Origin of the sequence: Coprococcus aceti (assembly GCF_025567285.1) — a bacterium.
Classification (GTDB): Bacteria; Bacillota; Clostridia; order Lachnospirales; family Lachnospiraceae; genus Coprococcus; species Coprococcus aceti.
Genome location: NZ_JAOQJT010000001.1, coordinates 352,069 through 375,404 on the forward strand (window position 1 = coordinate 352,069; position 23,336 = coordinate 375,404).

The window sequence follows — 23,336 nt, forward strand, 5'->3', positions numbered from 1 at the left end:
GGGAGCTTTTTGCATGATAATGTGGTATTATAGAAATATCTTATTGAGAATAAATCTATATAACTGATTAATTATGATTGACAAGGAGGTTATTATCATGGATAAAAAGGCGATCTACAGTTTATCATACGGGATTTTCATGTTGTCCACAAAGCTGGGCGACAAGGCAAATGGCTGCATCATCAACACCTGTATACAGGTGGCGAACAATCCAACGCGGGTTGCGATATCGGTTCTCAACACGAATTACACATGTGATCTGCTCAAGGAGAGTGGTGTGTTTGCCCTTAGTGTACTTGACGAGCAGTGTACATTTGACTCGATAAAGCACTTCGGTTTCCAGTCGGGAAGAGACGTGGACAAATTCGAAGGAATAAAGATGCCGGAGGATATCAACGGAATCCCATACATGGGCTGGTATGCCTGCGCGGTCATCAGTGGCAGGGTGGTTGAGCGTCATGACCTTGGAACACACACGTTGTTCATCGCGGAGGTGGTAGACGCAAAGACATTGTCAGACAAGGCGCCTCTCACATATGCTGATTATCAGGCACATGTAAAGCCAAAGGCAGACAAACCTCCTAAGACAGATAAGAAGATAGTGGGATGGCGCTGCAAGATATGTAACTATGTATATGAAGGAAGTGAGCTCCCGGCAGATTATGTATGTCCTCTGTGTGGACACGGAGCAGACGACTTTGAACCTATATATGAGTAATGTAAGATATGCCGTTATCGGCAAGAAATGAACGGCTTCAAATCTTGAAAAAGTTGATTTCTTGCCGGTAACGGCATATACTATCTATATACAAAACACTGTGCAGATGATAAAAGCCCATTGCGTAAAAGGAGGGATTTTCATGGGTTATATTTCAGTTGCAGAGACTGCAAAAAAATGGAATGTGTCAGAACGAACCGTTAGAAATTACTGCGCTCATGATAAGATTCCTGGGGCTTTTCTGACGGGAAAGACGTGGAATATACCGGATTCTGCGCAGAAACCAATGCGTCAATCTGCGGGAGAAGAGAACCGGGATCTGCTGACTGTGCTGAGAGAAGAGAAAAAAATGGAATTAAAGGTGGCATTTATCATAAGATACAGGTGGATCTCACTTACAATTCCAATCATATAGAGGGCAGCAGGCTCAGTCATGATCAGACACGGTATATATATGAGACAAATACTATAGGCGTGAGTGATCAGGCGATAAATGTTGACGATATAGTCGAGACGACCAATCATTTCAGGTGTATAGATCTGGTGATCGATGATGCAAAGAACTTATTAAGTGAGAAAATGATAAAGGAATTGCATTTGATTCTCAAGAATGGAACTCAGGACTCACGAAAAGAATGGTTTGCGGTGGGAGATTACAAGAAAGTTCCGAATGAGGTGGGCGGTCATGATACGGCTTTGCCGGAAGAAGTTCCAGAGAAAATGAAAAATCTCCTTGCAAGATACCGCAAGCTCAATGAAAAGACACTAGATGATATTCTGGATTTTCACCATGAATTTGAAAGTATTCATCCGTTTCAAGATGGCAATGGCAGGGTTGGCAGGCTGATATTGTTCAAGGAGTGTCTGAAATATGATATAATTCCATTTATCATAGATGAAGATCTCAAATGGTATTATTATAGAGGACTTTCAGAATGGAATAGAGAAAGAGGATATCTGCTGGATACCTGCCTTACTGCGCAGGATAAGTTTAAAAAGTACCTGGACTATTTCAGGATACAGCACAGAGATTAAAATAATGGAGGAAATTATGGACAGAGAAAGAATGATGAAGAACGTAGCAGAGATATTCAGCCGCGGTGCGGTGGAGAAGAATCTTCCGGCATGGGTAAATATGCGCCACGCCTGGAAAGCAAGTGATGCGGCGAGAGACAGAGGGCTTGAATATCCGGCAAATGTTGTACAGATAAAGAATCTGGATTACAAAAAGGAGCTTGATGAGGTCCGTTTCAATGAGCTGATTGAAACATGGGACAAAGGTGTAGAGAGGAACATTATATTCTTTGCCGATTCCGGGGATGCCGCAGACGTGGATTCTGCAAGCTATACATCCAACAGCTACATGGATATCTGCGTTCCAATATCGTATATGACAGATGAAAACAGAAAATATCCGGTGATAGTGAGCGTGCATGGCGGAGGTTGGTTCTATGGTGACAAGGAACTGTACAGCCACTATTGCTGCCTTCTTGCGGAGCACGGGTACGTGGTGGTGAACTTTAACTATAGATTGTCACCGCAGAACAAATATCCTGCGGCCATAGAGGATGTGGCGTATCTCATTCGGTATATCCATGAGAATGCGCAGACACTTGGAATAGACATGGATAATTTCTATATGGTCGGTGACTCGGCGGGGGCACAGCTCACGGCAAATTATTGCATCATAGCATCAAACAGCGATTACAGGGCAAAGCTTGATTTCTTCACATATGATCTACTGCCTAAGAAGGTATGCCTTAACTGTGGTGCATACAAGATGGCAGAGAGAAATGACAATATATCCGCATGGTATCTGAGAAATGATGTGGATGATGATCAGAATAGTGACGGAAAAACAAGTTCACACGACAAAGCTGAAAAATGTGAAAGTAAGAAAATAAGCCAGGCATATGCTGTGACGGAGGAACAGTATAAGTTGTTTATGGATCAGCTTGATTATATAAATACTGATTTCCCGGAGGCGTACCTCATGTACAGTGTAAATGATGATCTGGCATCACATACAAAAGCGGTGGATGAGGTGCTGAACAAAGTTGGAGTTGCACATATCACAAAAGCGTATGGACAGAACAATCCTGACAGCGGCCATATATTCCATATGAATATGTACAATCCAGAGGGAATACTCTGTAACGAGGATGAGTGTGCATTTATGAAATAAAAAAACTGTTTGACAACACGACATCAGAATGCTATCCTAAAAATCAGATAAAGGCAAAGACAGGAAGGAGTACTTAAGTCACTGTCACTTCAGAGAGTAGGCGTTTGGTGCGAGCCTATAGGACACCTTAAGGAAGCAGTCCCCGAGCTGTGACCGCGAAAGTTTTCCGGGTAGTGGTCAACGGAAGGTTCCACGTTATAGGAACAACGATAGTGATGGCTGTCGGCTGAGAGCAGGAATAAGTTCCTGAATTTAGGTGGTAACACGGACAAGAAAGTTCGCCCTAAGCATATTATAAGTATGCTTAGGGCTTTTATTTTGCGTTTTCAGGGTGACAAGCGGCTGCGATGCGCGAGCTTGCTCGCGGGCATCGGCAGATGCGGAGTAATCTCGAAGAAAACGCAAGTTAAAACCAACAATCAGCAAACACAGACAACAAGGGATCAAGAGATATAAAGGAGTGTGTATCATGAGAAAATTCGAAAAATCATCAAAGCTTGACAATGTGTGTTACGACATAAGAGGTCCTGTTATGGACGAGGCAAACAGAATGGTGGCTGAAGGGGTAAATGTCCTTAAACTGAACATAGGAAATCCTGCACCGCACGGACTTATGGCACCTGATGAAGTTGTAAGGGATATGGCATATAACCTCAGAGATACCGAGGGATATTCGGATTCAAAGGGACTTTTTTCTGCAAGAAAGGCGATCATGCAGTATTGCCAGCTGAAGAATATTCCAAATGTGGGAATCGATGACATATATACAGGAAATGGAGTCAGCGAACTTATCACCATGTCCATGCAGGGACTGCTTGATTCGGGAGATGAGATACTTGTCCCGATGCCTGACTATCCGTTGTGGACGGCTTCTGTTAACCTGGCAGGAGGAACAGCGGTTCATTATCTTTGTGATGAGCAGTCCAACTGGTATCCGGATATAGAAGATATCAAGAAGAAAATAACCTCAAGAACAAAAGGAATCGTAGTCATCAACCCTAACAACCCTACAGGAGCTCTCTATCCAAAGGAGGTTCTTGAGCAGATAGTTCAGGTTGCAAGGGAGAATGAACTTATCCTTTTTGCCGATGAGATATATGACAGGCTCGTCATGGATGATAAAGAGCATGTGGCTCTGGCTTCACTGGCACCTGACCTTTTCACGATAAGTTTTAACGGACTGAGTAAGTCACACCGAGTTGCAGGTTACAGAGTTGGCTGGATGTGTCTGTGCGGAAACAAGAGCAATGTGAAGGGATACATAGAGGGACTTAACCTCCTGTCATCCATGAGACTTTGCTCGAATGTTCCTGCTCAGAGTATAGTTCAGACCTGCCTTGGCGGATATCAGAGTGCAGATGAGCTGCTCTTGCCGGGAGGAAGGATCTATGATCAAAGGGAGTATATATACAAAGCACTCTGCGATATACCGGGAATAAGTGTGGTTAAGCCGGAGGCAGCGTTCTACATATTCCCGAAACTTGACAAGGAGAAGTTCAACATCACAAATGATGAACAGTTCGCTCTTGATCTTTTGAGGGATAAGCACATCCTCGTCACATGTGGAACGGGATTTAACTGGAAGGATCCGGATCACTTCAGAATAGTATATCTTCCGAATATGGAGATACTCAAGGCAGCAACAGCAAAGCTGGCTGATTTCCTGAGTTATTATCACCAGTAAAATATCAGGCACTAATATAAAATGTCAAATAACAGGAGTCTCATATGTAGGGCTCCTGTTATTTTTTTGAAGAAGATTTAAGATTCCCATATATTGCGGAATATATGTATATAAGTTTATTATAAAAGCAGGGACAACATGGGGGATAATTTAAGATAGGGGGGACATATGAAAACAAACTTATTTCTGATAACAAAATACTGGAGATATCATAAAAAGCAGTTTGCGAGCATGCTTACCTCGATAGTGATATTAACGGCTTTCCTGTTGATTGCACTTTTGATGGAGAGAACAGAATGTAGACGGCAGTATGATGACAAGCTGCGGGGAAGTAGTAAGACATTTTACCTGTATAGCAATCTTGGCAGTGATGCATATGAGGAGATGTCACAAGACAAAAGGGTCAGCATGATCGGGCGTACGGCTATATGTGGAAAGCTGGGAAATGACAAAACACAGTATACATATGGTACATATATTGACGATACGGCAGAGGAGCTTGAGTATGTAAAGCTTTCGTCGGGAAGATTCCCTGAAAAAACCGGGGAGGCAGCAGTGTACGATTATGTGTTGGAGGATATGTTTTTTACTGTTGATCCCGACTCATATGTTGGAAAGGAAGTAACATTTGACAGTTACGAATTGGATGATACATATCTGGTGAGAACGGGTAGGCATGTGGGACAGATTACGTTTACTATCACAGGTGTATTGTGTACAGACAGCAGAAGAGATCTTAAGGAGAACAGAGTAGACTGGGGATCAGACCTTTCGGAAGTACAGATGCCAACTATATATCTATGGCGGGATGACTGTGATTTGGACGAGAGTACATTCGTATATACTGCTGTCTCCCTGTATGGTGATGACGAGATAACAGAGCAGTCGGAGAGCGCTATGGAAGAGTTTGCGCAGGATTATTATGACAAAACTGGAATATGGCCAAGATCCGGCCGCAGCAGATCGGCTGCAGAAGATATCTGCAACATTACCCTTGGAAACGAGAAGCTCAACAGCGAAAGTTATCTGTCGGACTCTGTCCAGGGGATACTATATTTCAGTGTCATTGCTGTGATCTTGTCGGCTATATCCCTGTTTGGCGTGATGATAACTGTTATGAGCGAGAGACAGAAATCCCTGGATATCGTGAGAGATATAGGAGCCAGCCGGATGAAAGTGGCTTGGATACATATATTGGAATGGGGAATCCTGTTGGTTTCTGGAGTGGTATGCGGCGGAGTCGTTGGAATCACTGTATATGAAGTCATACTTGAGATTCAAAGTCGTTTTCTGGGGTTGCCTAAATTGCGCGGTTATACAGTGGAGTGGTGTGTACAGCAGATTACGGAAAATCCGTTTGTAATCTCTGTTGTGTGTGCAACAGGTACATTTACCCTTGGATATTTACTTTTTTATATATATCTTCATATAAAATCAAGAAGAAGGCTTATAAGAAGAGATCGTGTGAGATCATTCGGGAGAATCAAGTCGGTGGTTTCCGGTATTCCATTTGCAAATATAATGCAGATGTTGTCTGTTGCCTTGATCCTGTTTGCGGCGGTTATGTGCTACGCATTCTGCTCTATGGACGGCAAGGGGAAAGGATATTTTCACAATGATGATCTGGACAGAGACACATATTATACATATGGACAATTGGATATGGAAACCAGTGATGTAGATATATGCCTCTATGATCAGGGGTCAGGGATTACTGGTGGAGTATTGCTTACGGATACAGGACTTACTGAGGATGGGCGCAAGAGCATTGCGGATATGAATGAAGTAAAGTCAATAGAGAGTTTCTCCACAAATGATGGCTATGATATATTTTATGATAGAAATGACGAGAACATTCCGGATGGATTGTGGCAGGCTGAGGTCCAGTTTCCGGAAGACGCAGACGAATTCTATCGTGCGGATGACAGATTTTATTTCAACGTTCCGGCGATATGGCTGGATGATAACGGAATGAGAAAGCTGGATAAATATGTAAAAGAGGGGGCAATAGGTACCCATGAAAATGGTGTGGCGTGTGTTGAATATGAATATGACGGAATGACTGCGGAGTCGCCATATAAGATAGGCGATGTAATGCATACAATGACTGTGAACGGAAAAGGTGAATACAAGGAGACTGTTGAAATCGTGGATGCGATAATCGTGATTCCAGAGACCACAAAGGAGAGCGATCCGGTATTGTACGCAGGTCTTGGCAGAGCTTCACAGTATGGATATGCAATAGTGGCCTCACAGGACACAGCAGTCAGTATTGGGATGTTTAAGACATGTTATGACGTTACATATATATCTCTAAGCAACAGGGGAGATATTGATAAAGTTGTATCCAGGTTTGCTGATATATTGGACTCTTCAATGGAACTCAGGATACGGACGATAGATGAGTGTGATAAGGAGTATCGTGAGGCATATATATCACAGTATGCGAGTACCATATGCCTGTTCTTTATTCTTCTTATCATGGCGGCATGGGGATATTGGGGACTTGTCACCATGCGTTACCAGAATGGCAGGCGGAACGTGGCGATCATGCGGGCACTTGGAATGGAGAAGCGCTCATGGAACATGACGTTTGTATGGCATAACATAAGAAATGCCCTGGTATCATGTGCTGTCGGATCCGGTATGGTGTATGGTATGAGATGGCTTTTGCGCTACAAGTACGAACAGGCGCTAAACATGTTCAACTGGCCGGAGACAGATTTATGGAATGTAGATGCAGATGTTATAAAAGAGGTAACGAGACTCCAGCATGTATTTTTATTTGACAGCGAGATATTTGTTGTCCCTGTGGGAAGAGCATTGATATTGATAGGAACATTCCTTGTTGTGATTTCGACGATTATTACGGTGCTGGTCATTCATAGGAAGAAATCGGAAGAGATAATTGATGATCTGGCTGAAAAAGAGTAAGGGGGACGATGCATATGATTCAGATAAAGGATTTAAATAAGACGTATGGTGAAGGAACAAATACTGTTCATGCACTTCGCAACTGTAACGTGGAATTTGAGTATGGAAAATTTACAGCGATTATAGGAACATCAGGCAGCGGAAAGTCAACATTGCTGCATCTGATGGGCGGACTGGACACAAAAGCAGAAGGAGAGATATTCTATGATGATGAAGATATACTCAGATATTCAGATGCACAGCTTGCAAAATTCCGCAGAAAAAATATAGGTTTCGTATTCCAGTTCTTCAATCTGGTGCCAGAGCTGACTGCAAAGGAAAATATATTCCTGCCAATGATGATAGATAAGGTTAAGGTAGATGAGGAGTACTTTGATAAGCTTACTGAAAAACTTGGAATTTCAGAGAGACTGACACATTATCCGTCACAGTTGTCCGGTGGACAGCAGCAGAGGGTTGCGATAGCCAGAGCGCTCATACACAAACCAAAAGTATTGCTTTGTGATGAACCTACCGGAAATCTGGACTCTCAATCAGGAAAAGAGGTCCTGAGACTGCTTAGAGAACTGCAGAGTGAAGATGGACAGACTATAATTATGGTTACTCACGATGGAAATATAGCAGATCAGGCCGATCGTATCGTAAGGATAGAAGATGGACAGATAAAATGTGTATAATATTCGCACAATTATATACATAAAAGACAATTTGATGATAAAACGCAACAACAATGACAATAAAATTAATAAATTGTCAAAAAATATGTTGACGATTTAGCCCTTATCATGTATAATAAAGTTACATTAAAGAACGGCCATTTGAAAAGATACAGATGGCACACCATAGATTGTCACCCGTGACACATAACATGTACGAAGTGTTCACAGAGATTGATAGAATCTCACAGACAAGGCTTTACACATGGTGCGCAGGAAACAGAGATCCGTGGTACAAGTTCACGAAAGGAGGAGGTTCCGTTGGAGACAATTGAAGAACATTTTTATCATGATGGTAACTCAGAACTGGGAAGTTGTTTCCACACGAGATGCCTTTAAGATAAATCTTGAATCAGTCCACATGTAGATGCTGTATATAGCATGATTGAAGTGCCAGGACGCAGGTATTTGATACCAGATTTGATCCATCGTGATTGTTCAAAACACAAGATATGAGTGGTGTTTCAAGGGCATCAGGTCATATCACATACCGCAAGACCAGTGCTTATAAGAGGTTGGTACATATACAAGTTCATGCAGTGCATGTTATGAGTAGATGCAATTCGTACCCTGATAGTTTATATTCCGGTAAGTTTAATCTCTAGGCACAACGAATTTTTTCATAGATATTTATAATATAGTGGAAGAATCAATGGCATGTGTGGAAGCATTCAGATATTTTGATTAGATACTTCAATATTTGAAAAATGAATAAACTAATATAAAGCCAGTTGGTATTATGCCAGCTGGCTTTTTTATGTATTAATTACAACGTGTGTTAAACCACTGATTGCCCGCTCTGCGAGCTATAACAATCCGTGCGGCAACAAGAAACTAATATTAATTGCAAATAACTTAAATTATTGACTAATATGGCGTGCAAAAGCAATAAAAAACAACTTAAATATTCGGTAATTAATGACATGTTCAACAATTAAAAAATGAGTTAATATAAGTATATGTATAAATATTAATCACGAATTAGGCTGTTCGTGGTGAGTAAAGTGGAGGAATATCACAAAAAAGAAAGGGTAAGGAAATATGGTGAGATTTAGAACAAGACTTGTTGCTGTGACATGTGCAGTTGCAATGGTTGGCTCATTCTGGGGAAGTGCAGGGGCAATAGTCTCAGCTGATGCAGCAGAGCCGTCTGCGGAAATGGCGTGGAGCATCACTACAGACAAACTGGTATTTGACACTGGCGCAGATGCCAAGTGGACAGATAAAATTTATGCCAGCAATGATGAAGGTACATACCCAGAGTTAGGCAGGATCGATGATGTGTCTGTGGGTAAAAAGGCTGTGCTCACGGCAAATGTAACACTTAATGGAGATTTTTCAGGATTGGATGGTGCGGAGGCTGCTGACGGAACGTATAATGCGATCCAGCTTTCCTGTGCAATCAAGACTGGCGATGGATGGACATACACCAAGTCTGATGATTATCCATTCCTTAAAGCGGAAAATTTTACAGATGGCAAGACACAGGTATCATTTGCATTTGATGTGAAGGATACAGGAGCTGTGTCTGAGATAATATTCCAGTACAATTCCAACTCTGCATATACTGGAACAATAGCAATATCTGATGTGGAGGTTCAGAGTGATGATTCAGGAGAGGAGCCTGATGGTGGAGAAGAGCCAGGCGGCGGATCATCAGCAACAGGAAATGTGACAGGTGTGGCAGCACCATCGATCACAGATAATACTGTATGGAGCAGTTCAGATGCAGTTCTCGCATTTGATGCTACTTCAGATAAGACATGGAAGGATAAGACTTATGCCAGCAATGACTCTGCTACATATGCTGACATGGCAAGAATAGAAGGTGCAACAGTTGGAGAGAAGGTAAAGCTTACAGCAGTTGTATCAATTGATGGAGATTTATCTGCCCTTGACGGAGCAGAGGCTTCAGATGGTACATACAATGCGATCCAGCTTGCATGCGCTATCAAGACAGGAGATAGTTGGAAGTATGCGAAGTCAGACGATTATCCATTCCTTAAGGCTGAGAACTTTACAGACGGCAAATGCAGCGTGGAATTTAACTTTAACGAAGTGGAAGCAGGCGATGTTCAGGAGATCGTATTCCAGTACAATGCAAACTCAGCATTTACAGGAAAGGTTCTCATCGGCGGCGTTGCAGTTGACAAGGTAGAGAGTGGCAAGAAGCCGACTACAACTGAGACAGAGGCTGGAAACTTCGCAGATGCAAGCCTTGTATTTGACACAGCGAGCGATGCAAAGTGGACAGACAAGGCATTTGCCAGCAATGATACAGAAAGCTATACAGATCTTCCTACAGTAGACAATGTCAAAGTTGGAGCAAAGGCAAAGCTCACAGCTACGGTTTCACTTGATGGCGATATATCAGGCCTTGACGGCGCTGAGGCATCAGACGGATCATACAATGCGATCCAGCTTGCATGTGCCATGAAGACAGGCGACAGCTGGGATTACGCCAAGTCAGGCGACTATCCGTTCATCAAGGCTGAGAACTTTGTCGATGGCAAGTGCGATATATCATTTGCATTTGATGTATCAGAGGTGGGAAATGTACAGGAGATCGTATTCCAGTACAATTCCAACTCAGCATATGCTGGCAAGATCACAATAAGCAACGTTAAGGTACTTGATGTTAAGGAGAGCAGCGGCGGACTTGAGCAGAGAGATCCTGCTGTGATCTCAGATCTCTCATCGGCTGAGGATTATGACAAGTGGAGCACAGAGGCCGGATATGCATACAAGCACGGCGATGCAGCCAACAAGGCCGGTAATGCCACACCTGACATATCATATGACAGTGCAAATGAGAGACTTAAGGTTTCTGTTGACTACTCAGCAGATTCAACTTCCTCATGGAGTGAGGCAAAGGTTAAGTGTGTTCCTACAGAGGCTATGGATGTGAGCCAGTACAACCAGCTCAGTGTGGATATAATCTACCCGGCAAAGCTCAAGGGAAGCAAGATCAAGTTTTTTGCAGATGGAATAATAAATAAAGATACAACCATCGACGATGATGCAGAGGATATCGGAGATGGATTAAAGAAGGTTACAGTTACTATGGGATTTACTCCTACAGATAAACCACTCAGAGATGTGACAATAGGAATCATAGGAAGCAGCACAAGCTTTAAGGGAAATGTATATCTTGATAATCTTGTTCTGTCACAGGCAGATACAACAAAGGATTTTGTCGAGATAACAGAGACTCCTGGTGCTGGTTCACCAGCGGATCTTTCACAGATGCCATCATCAGTTAGAGTGAGCGATGCGAATGCAGCAGACAGTGCAAAGGCACTTGCGGCATACCTGAATACGCTCATGAATAGTGATCAGGTTCTGTTCGGACATCAGAATGATGTGAGCAGAAGCGTAAATCCACAGGCGTCACTCGGTGATGTATATGATGTGACTGGACAGGTCAGCGGTGTGTTCGGAATCGACTCACTGGCAGTTACAGGCTCGGAGGCAGGCGGTTCAGACGCGGCTTCGGCACTGGCAAACTCAGTGGCATACAGCAAGACTGCAGCGGCAAATGGTGCGATCGTGTCATTGTCAATGCATATGCCAAACTTCTCCAGCTCCAAGATAGTGAAGAACTCGGATGGAACATACAGTTTCTACGGATGTGATTTCTCAGAGTCCAAGGATCTGTCAAATGACATAGTAAAGCAGATTCTCCCAGGTGGAGAGTACAATGAGGTATTTACAGCTTACCTCGATGTGATCGCAGACTACGCATCACAGCTTCAGGCTGCCGGAATACCTATCATGATCAGACCATTCCACGAGAATACAGGAAGCTGGTTCTGGTGGGGATCAATGAACACAGCTGAGACATACAAGTCTCTCTACAGATATACCAAGGATTACATGGAGCAGAGCGGTGTACACAACCTTCTCTGGGTATACTCGCCAAACGGACCTGTCACATCAGAGGCAGCTTACGTGTCATACTATCCAGGCGATGAGTATGTAGATATCCTTGCATTTGACTATTACAACGATTACAATTCGTACCCTGCAGCAGCAGACAACTCTTTCTTTGACAGTCTTGATACAACATGTAATATCGTGTCATCAATAGCTGCAAAGAGAGGCAAGATACCAGCCATCGCTGAGTGCGGTGTCAGAGTCATGAAGAAGGACGGTTCAGACAACGAGGGACTTCTCGTAAAGGGTAATCCGGTTGGAACAGAGGCTTCAGGAAAGAACTGGTATCAGGAAGTCAACGACATTGCGAAGAAGAACAACATGCCATACTACCTTGTATGGGCAAACTTCGGAGACAGCAACTTCTATGTACCATACAAGTATGATGCTACACATGGACAGGAGCTTATCAATGACTTCATAAAGTATTATAACGACGACTCATCAATATTTGGTGGAGACACAGGATTCTACAACAACATGGGAACCCTTGCAGGAGTATCTGCAAATACATACACGGGCCAGATGGGTTACATGGTATATCCATTTGACAGAGATACCATCCTCAAGGCGACAACACTCAAGGCTGGTGTTAAGAATGCATCAAAGGTTCAGTTCATTATCAACAATCCTGATACAGATGTTAAGCTTACACTCAACGCTGAGGCTGGAGCCGAGATTGCCGCTGCAGGATCAGAGCCAACACTTTACACGGCTGATCTTACAGAGAAGAATCTCAGCAAGCTTGGAAAGACAGATACAGCAACCATCACACTCTTGGCAGATGGCGAGCAGCTCGCACAGCTGTCACACATAAGCCTTGGAAAGGCCAAGGATAAGGCTCCTGCAAATGTCATCGAGGACTTCGAGTACTATTCAGGAAGCGACGGACTTCTGGATTCCACATACACATCTAACTCAGCCGCAGGATGCAGCTCAAGCTTTGTTCTTAACAAGACACATAAGAACGGTGGCACATACGGCGGTGCGTTCAAGTATAAGCTTGAGACAAATGGATCAGAGGTGTGGACAGGAAGGATTAAGTCAGAGCTTACAAACAATGATTTCTCAAAGTATAATGCGCTTGAGATGTGGGTACAGCCGGACGGTATGGGACAGAAACTTGTGATCCAGATCACAGATGGAAGCGGCGAGGAATTTGAGGTATACCTCACAGATTTCGTAAAGGGAACAAAGGCACAGTATGTTACTATTCCATTCAGCTCATTCAAGGGTAAGAAGGGTGGTACACTCGATGCATCGGATATAGTCAAATTTGCTGTATGGTGCAACTCGATCGTGCCGGAGGATCACACTGGCAAGTGGACAGTTGACTCAACTATCTACTTTGATGGAATCCAGGCAGTGAAGCTCACAGATGATATGCTCAAGAAGAATCCAGTGGACAAGAATGGACTTATCATAACAGACAAGTCACTGGTTAAGAAGGATGCGGCAGATTCTGGCAAGGATGATTCAAATACAGAGGATCCAGGCAAGAACGATGCCACAACTGAGAACCCAACCACAGAGGATCAGACTACCGAGGCTCCAACAACTGAGAAGCCTAGCAATGACGACAAGACAACTGAGGCTACCACAGCAGCAACAACGGATGGAAGCACAGGTGGAAATGGACAGAACGTGGTAAATACAGGAGATAAGTCACCTGTAGACGTAATGTTTGCGATAATGATAGCATCACTTATCATGGCTGGTGCAGGCTATATCGTTATCAAAAAGGATAAGAAGTAATACTCATTTTAGCCATACAAAGAGCCCCACTGTCGGCGGTGATGAAGACCACCGGCAGTGGGGCTTTATTTGTTGGTTTATATTTGTATGCAATATCAGTTTGCAGCACGTCTCTTCTCAACAAGCTTCTCTACAGGGGTTGTGAGATACATTATAGAGAGCATCAGCGTACAGCAGAACCAGATGATAGGCTCTGTGATGGTAACACCCAGATATCCAAGTCTTGGAGTGAGTATCATAACCGCAAGTACCTTGCCGATCAGCTCTATAGTGGATGACATGACCGGAACGATCTTCCTGCCCATTCCCTGCATTGCACATCTCAGGACGAACAGAGGACCAAGTACATAGAAGCACGTCACGCCGATCCTTACATATCTCACGGCCGGATCTATGATGGCACTGGCAGATGTACCTGCAACCAGCTTTATAAGTGCCGGGCTGAGCAGCCAGCCGAATATTATCATGACAGTGGTTATGATCGTGTTTATGATGATCGCAGCCCTCACACCCTGATGTACCCGGTCGTATCTGCCTGCGCCCATATTCTGGCTTACATATGTCGTCACGGCATTTCCTACTATATATAACATGAACATGAGGATATCAAATATCTTTCTTGCCGCTGTGTGGGCGGTTACTATATCAGTTCCGAGTCCATTGATGGCTCTCTGGAGTATGACCGTTCCGATGTTCACTATACAGCTCATAAATCCCATGGCAAGTGCGGACTGTATGAGGTCTGACCGGTCACTCTTCTCTACGGAGTATTCATCCTTCTCCGGAATCAGATGCTTGGCCTTCACAAGTATATAGATCAGGGCAAGTATGCCCGCCAGCGCCTGTGATATATCGGTGGCGATGGCTGCACCCCGTACTCCCATGTCAAATGCCCTTATAAACATAAGATCCAGAACGATATTGAGGACAACTGATATACCGAGGAATATAAGAGGCGTCTTGCTGTCTCCGACTGCACGCAGTATGTTGGCGCACAGATTATATAATGAACAGAATATGATTCCAACGATTATGATTATAACGTAGCTTGCTGCCATATCCAGTATGTCGTCTGGTGTTTTGAGAAGTACCAGGATAGGCCTTATAAATATGAGACTCAGAACGGTCAGGACAATGGATGCCAGCAGTGTCATGATGGCCGATGCACCGATACATCTTCTCATATTGTGATAGTCCTTTGCACCATAGTATTTGGCTATAGGGATGGCAAGTCCCATGGTTCCGCTGTTGAGGAAGCCTATTATCATATTCGAAATGACTGAGGTTGCGCCAACCGCGGCGAGTGCCTGTGAGCTTACGTAGTTGCCCACGATGGCTGAGTCTGTAAAACTGTATAACTGCTGTGCGATCTGTCCCAGTATCATAGGAACAGCAAATAACCATATGACTTTCATTGGCTTTCCGACTGTTAGATCTTTCATATATAATAAACCTCCTTAATTTTTGCGCCTGATATTCGATTGTACAACAGTTCGCGATAAAGTCAATGTGGTTTTTGCTTAATTTTAAAGAAAAATGTTTTATTTTGTTATATAAAATGTTATGTTAAAGTGTAACGATTAAAAATGGCTTGATTGTGCATACTAACATTTGACATATATTATAGAAAGAAATGGAAAATATGGAAAAGAATAACAGACAAAAAAATAAGCGTAATAGGAAGAGACATGCGGAGCTCGAGAGAATTGTGTTATACGCAGTGGGCGTCATTCTGCTTGGACTGGTCATAGGCCTTGCTGTGAAAAACTATAGACTTAAGAGCAAACTGGATAATCATAATGAAAAGGACTCGGTTGCCACAGGAACATCGGCGGACAGTGATAATACGAATGGCGATGCCTCAGCAGCAACAACAGAAAAGGTTGCGGAACTCAAGGTTCAGGGAACTGTGGAATGTACGGACATAGCGGTTCCGGCGACTGAGCAGGAAGAGAATTATAATGGCGAGGATCTGGCGGACAATGGCTGTCCATACGCCATCAAGATAAACAGACAGGAAAATATAGTTACTATATACAAGCTGGACGCTGCTGGATATTACACTGTTCCGGTAAAGGCAATGCGCTGTTCGGTATCACCGGTGGGAGAGACTCCTGTCGGACTGTTCAACATACAGCTCAAGTGGGACTGGCTTGCACTGTTTGACAACTGTTATGGCCAGTATGTGTCACAGATAGATGGCGACACCCTGTTCCATTCCGTGCCTTATCTGGACACCACAAAGGATTCGCTTGAGACATGGGAATTCAACAAGCTTGGAACCGGGGCATCACTGGGATGCGTCAGACTGTGCGTTGCAGATACCAAATGGATATATGAGAACTGCGAGTCTGGAACATATGTTGATATATTTGACAGTGACTATTATGGCCCGCTGGGAAGACCTGTGCCGGTGACCAGACTGGATAACACTGATGAGACCGGATGGGATCCGACAGACATGGTTGAGGAGAATCCGACCGCAGGAACAGCCGTGATATACGGTGCGGAGAGCCACAGCATAAACCAGGGCGAGAACTATGACACAATGGCGGGAATATGGGCCTTCAATTCACAGCGTGAGGATGTAACGGATCAGTTGAAGGTTGAGGGAACCGTGGACAATATGAAGCTGGGAAAATATACAGTAAAGTACAGCTTTACAGATCAGGGCAGTAAGATATGTAAGAGTATCGAGATAACAGTGGAGGATGATGAAGCTCCTGTTATAACAAGGGTTCCTGTGGAGATAAAGCTGGAGAGTTACAATGGACAGGCTGATGAGCTTGCAGATCTTGTTGCATCTTATGTGAACGCACAGGATGGTGATACACTGATAAGGACAGGAGTGGCCACAGATGGCAATGGCAAGACTCTGGATGGACAGGCACTCACAAGTCTTGGACAGGACGTTATATGTGTGGCTGTTAACAAAATGGAGTCCAAGGCGGGCAGCTATACAGTTGTGTGCTGTGCGCAGGACAGCAGCGGCAACAGATCATCCTATCACACAGTCACAGTCATCGTTGAAAAGTAGAGGTGGATCATGGCAGACAGGAAAAGTACAATTTATGATCTCGAAGCAGAGAAGATAAAAGAAAAGATAATCATATTTGCCGCCGATACAGGTGGATATACACAGAAAGAGGTCTCCTTGGAGATTCAGGCATCCCTGGACGAGCTCACGGAGCTCATAGACACAGCCGGAGCCGAGGTCGTGGGACGGCTGGTGCAGAACAGGGACCGCATTGCAAATGACTTGTATCTGGGAAGAGGAAAGGTTGAGGAGCTCAGGGAGATGATATATGAGCTGGGCGCCACAGGAGTGTGCTGTGATGACGAGCTGTCACCGGCACAGTTGATGAACCTTCAGGACGCACTGGACATAAAGGTTATGGACAGGACAATGGTCATTCTCGATATATTTGCAGCACATGCTGGAAGCTACGAGGGCAAGCTGCAGGTGGAACTTGCACAGCTTAAGTTCAGAGCCACCAGACTCGTTGGTATGAGAGATTCGTTGTCGAGACTTGGCGGTGGAATCGGAACGAGAGGACCGGGAGAGAAGAAGCTGGAGATAGACAGACGAGTCATAAGGGACAGGATCTCCAGACTGAAGGCGGAGCTCAGGAACGTTGAATCCCAGAGAAGCCAGCAGAGAAAGCAGAGACAGAGGAGCGCTGTGCCGGTTGTGGGCATAGTCGGATACACAAATGCGGGCAAGTCGACCCTGCTGAATGCACTCACGGGGGCAGGAGTATTACAGGAAGACAAATTATTTGCGACCCTTGATCCTACGACAAGAGGATACAAGCTGCCGGGGGGACAGAACATACTGCTCACCGATACGGTCGGTTTTATAAGGAAGCTGCCGCATCATCTGGTCGAGGCCTTTGGCTCCACTCTGGAGGAGGCAAAATACTGTGATGTCATCCTTCATGTTGTGGACGCATCGGATGAAAACTGGGATAAGAACATAGAGACGGTGTACAGCACATTAAAGCAGCTCAAGATAGATGAGAATTCGGGAAAACCTGTGATAACTGTATTCAACAAGATAGACAGAATATCGAAGGATGACCTGGTGGGTGTGCGCGATCTGAGAGCGGACAAGACTCTGTATATCTCGGCTGCCACGGGACAGGGACTCCCGGAGCTTGCCAGTGCGATAGAGGAAATACTTAGAAATCAGAAGTCATATATAAGGCATACATTTGCATATTCTGAAGCAGGGCTCACAGGACTTATACACAAATACGGTGAGATCCAGACAGAGGAATATCTGGACGATGGCATATTTATAGAAGCTTATGTTCCAAAGTCAATACTTGGAAAACTTGGACTCAGTTTCGACGATGAAGCTGATTTTTAGTGCCGGCAATGTGGCGTATCAGGCGTTAACGTGCCATTTCACATTGCTTACATAATATGAAGAGATAATAAAAAATGTTTACATTTTATAAGTATTTGTGTAAATTTACAGAGGAAGGATAATGGTTATTCACACAGAAAGGGAGATATTATGAGTGATAATAACATGAATCAGATGCCGGACGGAATGAATCCTAACGGCGCCGATGGTCCACAGCCATCACAGAATCAGCAGGGTGATGCGGGTCAGCAGTATAGCGCAGACCAGCAGTATGCAGGACAGTATGGTCAGCAGCAGTACGGAGCAAACCAGCAGTACGCAGCGAATCAGCAGTATGCAGGACAGTACGGCCAGCAGCAGTACGGAGCAAACCAGCAGTACGCAGCGAATCAGCAGTATGCAGGACAGTACGGCCAGCAGCAGTATGGAGCAAACCAGCAGTACGCAGGACAGTACGGCCAGCAGCAGTATGGAGCAAACCAGCAGTACGCAGGACAGTACGGCCAGCAGCAGTATGCAGGACAGTATGGCCAGCAGCAGTACGATGCAAATCAGCAGTTTGCAGATCAATACGGTCAGCAGATGAATGCACAGCAGAGTGTATATGATCAGACCGTGAACATGTATGGTGATCAGGCGCACAAGCCTGAGTCTCCAAAGAAGAGAAAGGGTATCAAGATAGCCATAATAGCAGTTGTGGCAGCGCTTGTTATCATAGCAGCATTTGTTGTTGTATTCTTCGTGTTCATCAAGAAGAGTCCTAAGGATGCGGTTAAGGACGCGATGGAGAACACAGCAAAGGAACTTGAGAACAATAATATTGTGGGTATCGTCGGAGCAGATGACATAGATGTCGACAAGCTGGACGTTCAGTCAGATTTTACCATCGACAAGGTTGCCGGAGATGGTAAGCTCGACGGTTCAACATTTACATTTGACGCAAGCACAGCCAAGAGCGACGGACAGAACAGCTTCAAGCTTGATTCTTCCATGACACTGGCAGGCGAGACAGTCAGTGCGGATGTTGTAATGATCGGTCAGACGCTCTATATGTCATGTCCTGATCTCTTTACCAAGACATTTTCATTTGACATGAACAGTGTTATGGCAGAGCTCGACAGCAAGGATGCGGGAGCCGGCGGTTCAGTTGACAGCGAGGCTCTTCAGAAGATCATAGATGAGGATCTCAAGCCGGCTGCAGATAAGCTTGCAGAGTCCATAACATATGAGAAGGTCGGCAAGGATGAGTTTACAAATGCAAATGGCAAGACTATCAAGGCAGACCACTACACAGTGACAATCACAACAGACGCTATAGATGAGTTCTCACAGGCACTGGTTGACTGTCTGAACAAGTACATGGACAGCAATCTGTCAGATGATATGATGGATCAGATGGGTGTTACAAAGGATCAGCTCAAGCAGTCCATCGGCACTATTCCATCTCTGGTCAGCGCAGTAATGACAAAGGATGCCGTTGCAAATGTATACGTAGAAAACGACAAGGTGATCCGTGTTGACTGGGATTATGATCTTGCAGCAGCAGGCGTTAAGATTTCATTCACAGCAGATTACATGGGTGACGGAAATGTCACATCAGATGCTGTAACAAAGATAGCACTTACATACGGTTCAGATGTAAATATAGAGCTCAAGAGTGAGTCAAAGACTGACACATCAGGAGATAAGATATCAACTGACAAGAAGTACACATTATCAGCAATGAGCGGCGGAGAGAGCCAGGAGTTCACAGGAAATGTGACATCAGACTATGACAAGAACAGCGGTAAGATGAGTGGAAGCATATCTGTTGATGTACAGGGTGAGACTGCTCAGGCTGCATTTGAGGGTGTCCTTGCAGATGTCAAGAAGGGCGAGTCATTCAGCATAAATGATGCAAAGCTCACAGTTACAGTATCAGGCGAGGATGTTCTTCAGTGCTCAGGAAATCTCAAGGTAGCAGAGAAGGACAACAAGATAGAGGCTCCTGCAGCAGGAGATGTGGTTGATTACTCAGTTCTCAACAGTGATGATGTAGATCAGTACATCAACATGGATAAGATGGAAAAGATCGTATCAGCATGGAGCGAGATATTTGACTCAGTAAGTGTTGACAGCAGACTTGACGGAAAGTTCGGCACCGACTCAAAGGATACTGAGGAGGAAGAGCCTGAGACAACAGAGGCAGCTACAACAGAGGAAGCAACCACAGAGAAGTCAAATGACAGCACAGAGGAGGAAGACCTTTCAAAGGTTACATTAAGCCTTGGCGATAAGTCAGTAAAGATCAATGATCCAAAGGGATACGAGAGAAGCTATGCTTCAGAGTATACCATATCTTATAATGATGAGAAGGGCGATGTATATGCAAGCTATTCTACATATACACACTATTCAGCAAGTGATCTTGTGAAGAACATGAAGGATACTTACACAGAGTATTACAACGATGAGAACTCCAAGGTCAACGAGATGACAGATGGCACAGTGAAGGCAAAGGATGGCACAGAGGTAACATATCTTGTGATACAGCTCACATCATATGATATGGACAGAACAGAGGTGCTGTTGGTATATCCTACAGGCGAGGATGTAGTTACATGTTCTATCAGCTACTGGGATAAGGTCGACAAGGTTGACGCGCAGAAGCTGTGTGAGACATTCATGGATGCAATTGAGATAAAGTAATAGCTGTACAGCGTGCAGAGAAAATGTGAAAAAGGCAGGAGGCAGTGATGAAGGTCGTTAATGTGAAGAATGTGGCGATAGGAGAGGGAATGACTAAGATCTGTGTACCTCTGGTAGCTCCGACGGATTATGATGTGGACTATCAGTTGAGGATCATAGCGAAGTCGGAACCAGACATGGTGGAATTCAGAGCGGATATGTACGAGAAGTGCTTTGACAGAGAGGCACTTATGAAGACTCTGGCTAAGATCCATGATAAGCTGGGGCAGTTCCCTATTATATTTACATTCCGAACAAAGGGCGAGGGTGGCTGCATGGAGGCAACACTCAGCCAGTATCACGACCTTCTTATTGACGCTATAGACAGTGGATATATAGACATCGTGGATATAGAATATTTCTCCGACATGGAGATTGTGGATGAAGTCATAGCGGAGGCTCATTCCAAGGGCGTGTATGTCATAGTGTCCAATCACGATTTCAAGACTACTATACCTATGGAACAGATAGTTGACAGATTTAAGTCCATCATATTCACAGGTGCAGATATAGCCAAGATAGCCATGATGCCTGAGGAGGGATCGCAGGTCGTAGATATGATGCAGGCTGCAAAGGAACTGCAGGATAGTGGAAATCAGACCCCTCTCATAGTTATATCCATGGGTGAAGTTGGTGTGGAGACAAGAACCACAGGAGAGATGTATGGCAATACGATATCATTTGCCACAGCGGGCATACCTTCCGCCCCTGGACAGATATCTGTGGATGCACTCAGGAGCCAGCTCACCATGATACATCACATTATAGCTGGTAAATAATAATAATTATATGATGCTATTATTCTGGAAGTCACGGATGAATGCCGTGGCTTCCATTTTTTTAGTGTTGTGTGGCTTGTTTCGCAGATATATGGTATTATGACATAAATGTTCCGGGACCTTGTATGGCAGACGGCGGCTAAGGAGATAAGAATATATGGAAGAAAAGATACACAAGAGGAGAGTGCACTACAGTGGCACCCATCCGAAGAGGTTTGAGGAGAAATACAAGGAGCACGATCCTGAAAAATATGCGGATACGATAGAGAAAGTCATAAGCAAGGGAAGTACCCCGGCAGGGATGCACATTTCAATATGTGTAAATGAGATACTGGATTTCCTTCAGATACAGCCGGGACAGCAGGGGCTTGATGCGACACTGGGCTATGGTGGTCACACAAGGCGTATGCTTGAGAAGCTTCAAGGAAAAGGTCATATGTATGCACTGGATGTTGATCCTATAGAGATAGTGAAGACGAAGCAGAGACTGGCGGAGGCCGGCTACGGTGAGGATATACTCACGATAAAGCAGACAAATTTCAGGAATATCGACCAGGTGGCAGAGGAGGCCGGGGGATTTGATTTTATCCTTGCGGATCTTGGAGTGTCTTCCATGCAGATAGACAATCCAGACAGGGGATTCACATACAAGTTTGATGGACCACTTGATCTGAGGCTTGATCCGGAGAAGGGTGAGTCGGCGGCGGAGCGTCTACGAGAGGTTTCGTATGAGGAACTCGTTGGGATGTTCCAGGAGAACTCGGACGAGCCTTATGCGGAGGAGATCGCCACGGTCATCATGAAGAGAAACCGAACTAAGAATTATGTGGAGACCACCACGCAGATGAAGGATGCCATCGAGGAGGCATTGGCATTTGTGCCGGAGAAGGACAGAAAAGAGGCTGTAAAGAAATCCTGTCAGAGGTGTTTTCAGGCTCTGCGAATAGATGTGAACAGTGAGTTTGAGGTTTTGTATGATTTCCTTGACAAGCTGCCGGATGCGCTCAGACCTGGTGGAAAAGTGGCGATACTGACATTCCATTCAGGTGAGGACAGACTGGTAAAGAGAGCGTTCAAGGCGGGAGCGAAGGCTGGTGTTTACAGCGAAGTCAGCAAGGATGTCATCAGACCGTCAGCGGAGGAGTGCGCCCGCAATCCGAGAGCAAGATCGACGAAGATGAGATGGGCTGTAAAAGCAGAATAAAGGACACAGAAAGGCGACATCGTCTGTATATCATGTTAATATGATGACAGGGGATGTCGCCTTTTGGACATATGTTTCAGATGTATTGTGGCTGACTATTTCACAGGAGTTGAGGCAAGTGAGATGAATGTGAGCTGCGCCTGTGATGGCATACAGGCAGAGGAAATGCTCTATGAGAATCAGTATGATCTTTTTTCGGTGGAGATAAGCTCCCAGTAAATGTGTAACAGGCATATAGAGGATAGTAAAAATGTCCAGGATAATTTAGACAGAACATTTATAAAAATTATAATAAAAATTTCATATATAATAAAAAATATTCATAT

Annotated in this window: 14 protein-coding genes, 1 pseudogene and 1 other annotated feature; of the genes and pseudogenes, 14 read left to right on the forward strand and 1 reads right to left on the reverse strand. The window is 44.4% G+C overall.

Annotated elements, in window-relative coordinates:
- The first annotated feature begins 97 nt into the window (after window positions 1-97).
- The 8 genes and pseudogenes from OCV54_RS01610 (at window position 98) to OCV54_RS01645 (ending at window position 13,928) form a co-directional block, all read left to right on the forward strand.
- Window positions 98-718: a flavin reductase gene (locus tag OCV54_RS01610; protein WP_022217425.1), complete on the forward strand. Its 621-nt coding sequence runs from the start codon at window positions 98-100 to the stop codon at window positions 716-718.
- Between the two features lie 142 nt (window positions 719-860).
- Window positions 861-1,753: pseudogene (locus OCV54_RS01615) on the forward strand (Fic family protein).
- 16 nt (window positions 1,754-1,769) lie between these two features.
- A complete protein-coding gene (locus tag OCV54_RS01620; RefSeq protein ID WP_055222398.1) occupies window positions 1,770-2,903 on the forward strand; it encodes an alpha/beta hydrolase in 1,134 nt (377 codons plus the stop codon).
- Window positions 2,904-2,950: 47 nt separating this feature from the next.
- Window positions 2,951-3,192 (forward strand) — a binding site (T-box leader).
- A 180-nt stretch (window positions 3,193-3,372) separates the two neighbouring features.
- Window positions 3,373-4,587: an aminotransferase class I/II-fold pyridoxal phosphate-dependent enzyme gene (locus OCV54_RS01625; protein WP_055146066.1), complete on the forward strand. Its 1,215-nt coding sequence runs from the start codon at window positions 3,373-3,375 to the stop codon at window positions 4,585-4,587.
- Window positions 4,588-4,755: 168 nt separating this feature from the next.
- A complete protein-coding gene (locus OCV54_RS01630) occupies window positions 4,756-7,521 on the forward strand; it encodes an FtsX-like permease family protein (RefSeq protein WP_055222399.1) in 2,766 nt (921 codons plus the stop codon).
- Between the two features lie 8 nt (window positions 7,522-7,529).
- A complete protein-coding gene (locus tag OCV54_RS01635; RefSeq protein WP_055222400.1) occupies window positions 7,530-8,198 on the forward strand; it encodes an ABC transporter ATP-binding protein in 669 nt (222 codons plus the stop codon).
- Between the two features lie 191 nt (window positions 8,199-8,389).
- Complete coding sequence (locus tag OCV54_RS01640) at window positions 8,390-8,512, forward strand: hypothetical protein (protein ID WP_262563219.1); 123 nt, start codon at window positions 8,390-8,392, stop codon at window positions 8,510-8,512.
- A 766-nt stretch (window positions 8,513-9,278) separates the two neighbouring features.
- Window positions 9,279-13,928 carry a glycosyl hydrolase gene (locus OCV54_RS01645; RefSeq protein WP_055222401.1) on the forward strand — a complete coding sequence of 1,550 codons (4,650 nt, stop codon included), beginning with the start codon at window positions 9,279-9,281 and terminating at the stop codon, window positions 13,926-13,928.
- 95 nt (window positions 13,929-14,023) lie between these two features.
- Here OCV54_RS01645 and OCV54_RS01650 read toward each other — a convergent pair whose 3' ends face one another.
- Complete coding sequence (locus OCV54_RS01650) at window positions 14,024-15,370, reverse strand: MATE family efflux transporter (RefSeq protein WP_015534375.1); 1,347 nt, start codon at window positions 15,368-15,370, stop codon at window positions 14,024-14,026.
- A gap of 200 nt (window positions 15,371-15,570) precedes the next feature.
- On the opposite strand from OCV54_RS01650, the gene OCV54_RS01655 reads away from it, so the two are divergent.
- From OCV54_RS01655 to OCV54_RS01680, 6 genes are all read left to right on the forward strand, one after another.
- On the forward strand, window positions 15,571-16,965 hold the full coding sequence (locus OCV54_RS01655) for a L,D-transpeptidase family protein (RefSeq protein ID WP_055222402.1): 1,395 nt from the start codon (window positions 15,571-15,573) through the stop codon (window positions 16,963-16,965).
- A 9-nt stretch (window positions 16,966-16,974) separates the two neighbouring features.
- Complete coding sequence (gene hflX / locus OCV54_RS01660) at window positions 16,975-18,300, forward strand: GTPase HflX (protein ID WP_055222403.1); 1,326 nt, start codon at window positions 16,975-16,977, stop codon at window positions 18,298-18,300.
- A 150-nt stretch (window positions 18,301-18,450) separates the two neighbouring features.
- Window positions 18,451-20,988, forward strand: a complete 2,538-nt coding sequence (locus OCV54_RS01665; protein ID WP_055222404.1) for a hypothetical protein — start codon at window positions 18,451-18,453, stop codon at window positions 20,986-20,988.
- Window positions 20,989-21,035: 47 nt separating this feature from the next.
- Window positions 21,036-21,806: a type I 3-dehydroquinate dehydratase gene (gene aroD / locus OCV54_RS01670; RefSeq protein WP_055222405.1), complete on the forward strand. Its 771-nt coding sequence runs from the start codon at window positions 21,036-21,038 to the stop codon at window positions 21,804-21,806.
- 157 nt (window positions 21,807-21,963) lie between these two features.
- Complete coding sequence (rsmH, locus tag OCV54_RS01675; protein ID WP_055222406.1) at window positions 21,964-23,010, forward strand: 16S rRNA (cytosine(1402)-N(4))-methyltransferase RsmH; 1,047 nt, start codon at window positions 21,964-21,966, stop codon at window positions 23,008-23,010.
- 63 nt (window positions 23,011-23,073) lie between these two features.
- Window positions 23,074-23,229 carry a hypothetical protein gene (locus tag OCV54_RS01680; RefSeq protein ID WP_156327888.1) on the forward strand — a complete coding sequence of 52 codons (156 nt, stop codon included), beginning with the start codon at window positions 23,074-23,076 and terminating at the stop codon, window positions 23,227-23,229.
- Window positions 23,230-23,336 lie beyond the last annotated feature (107 nt).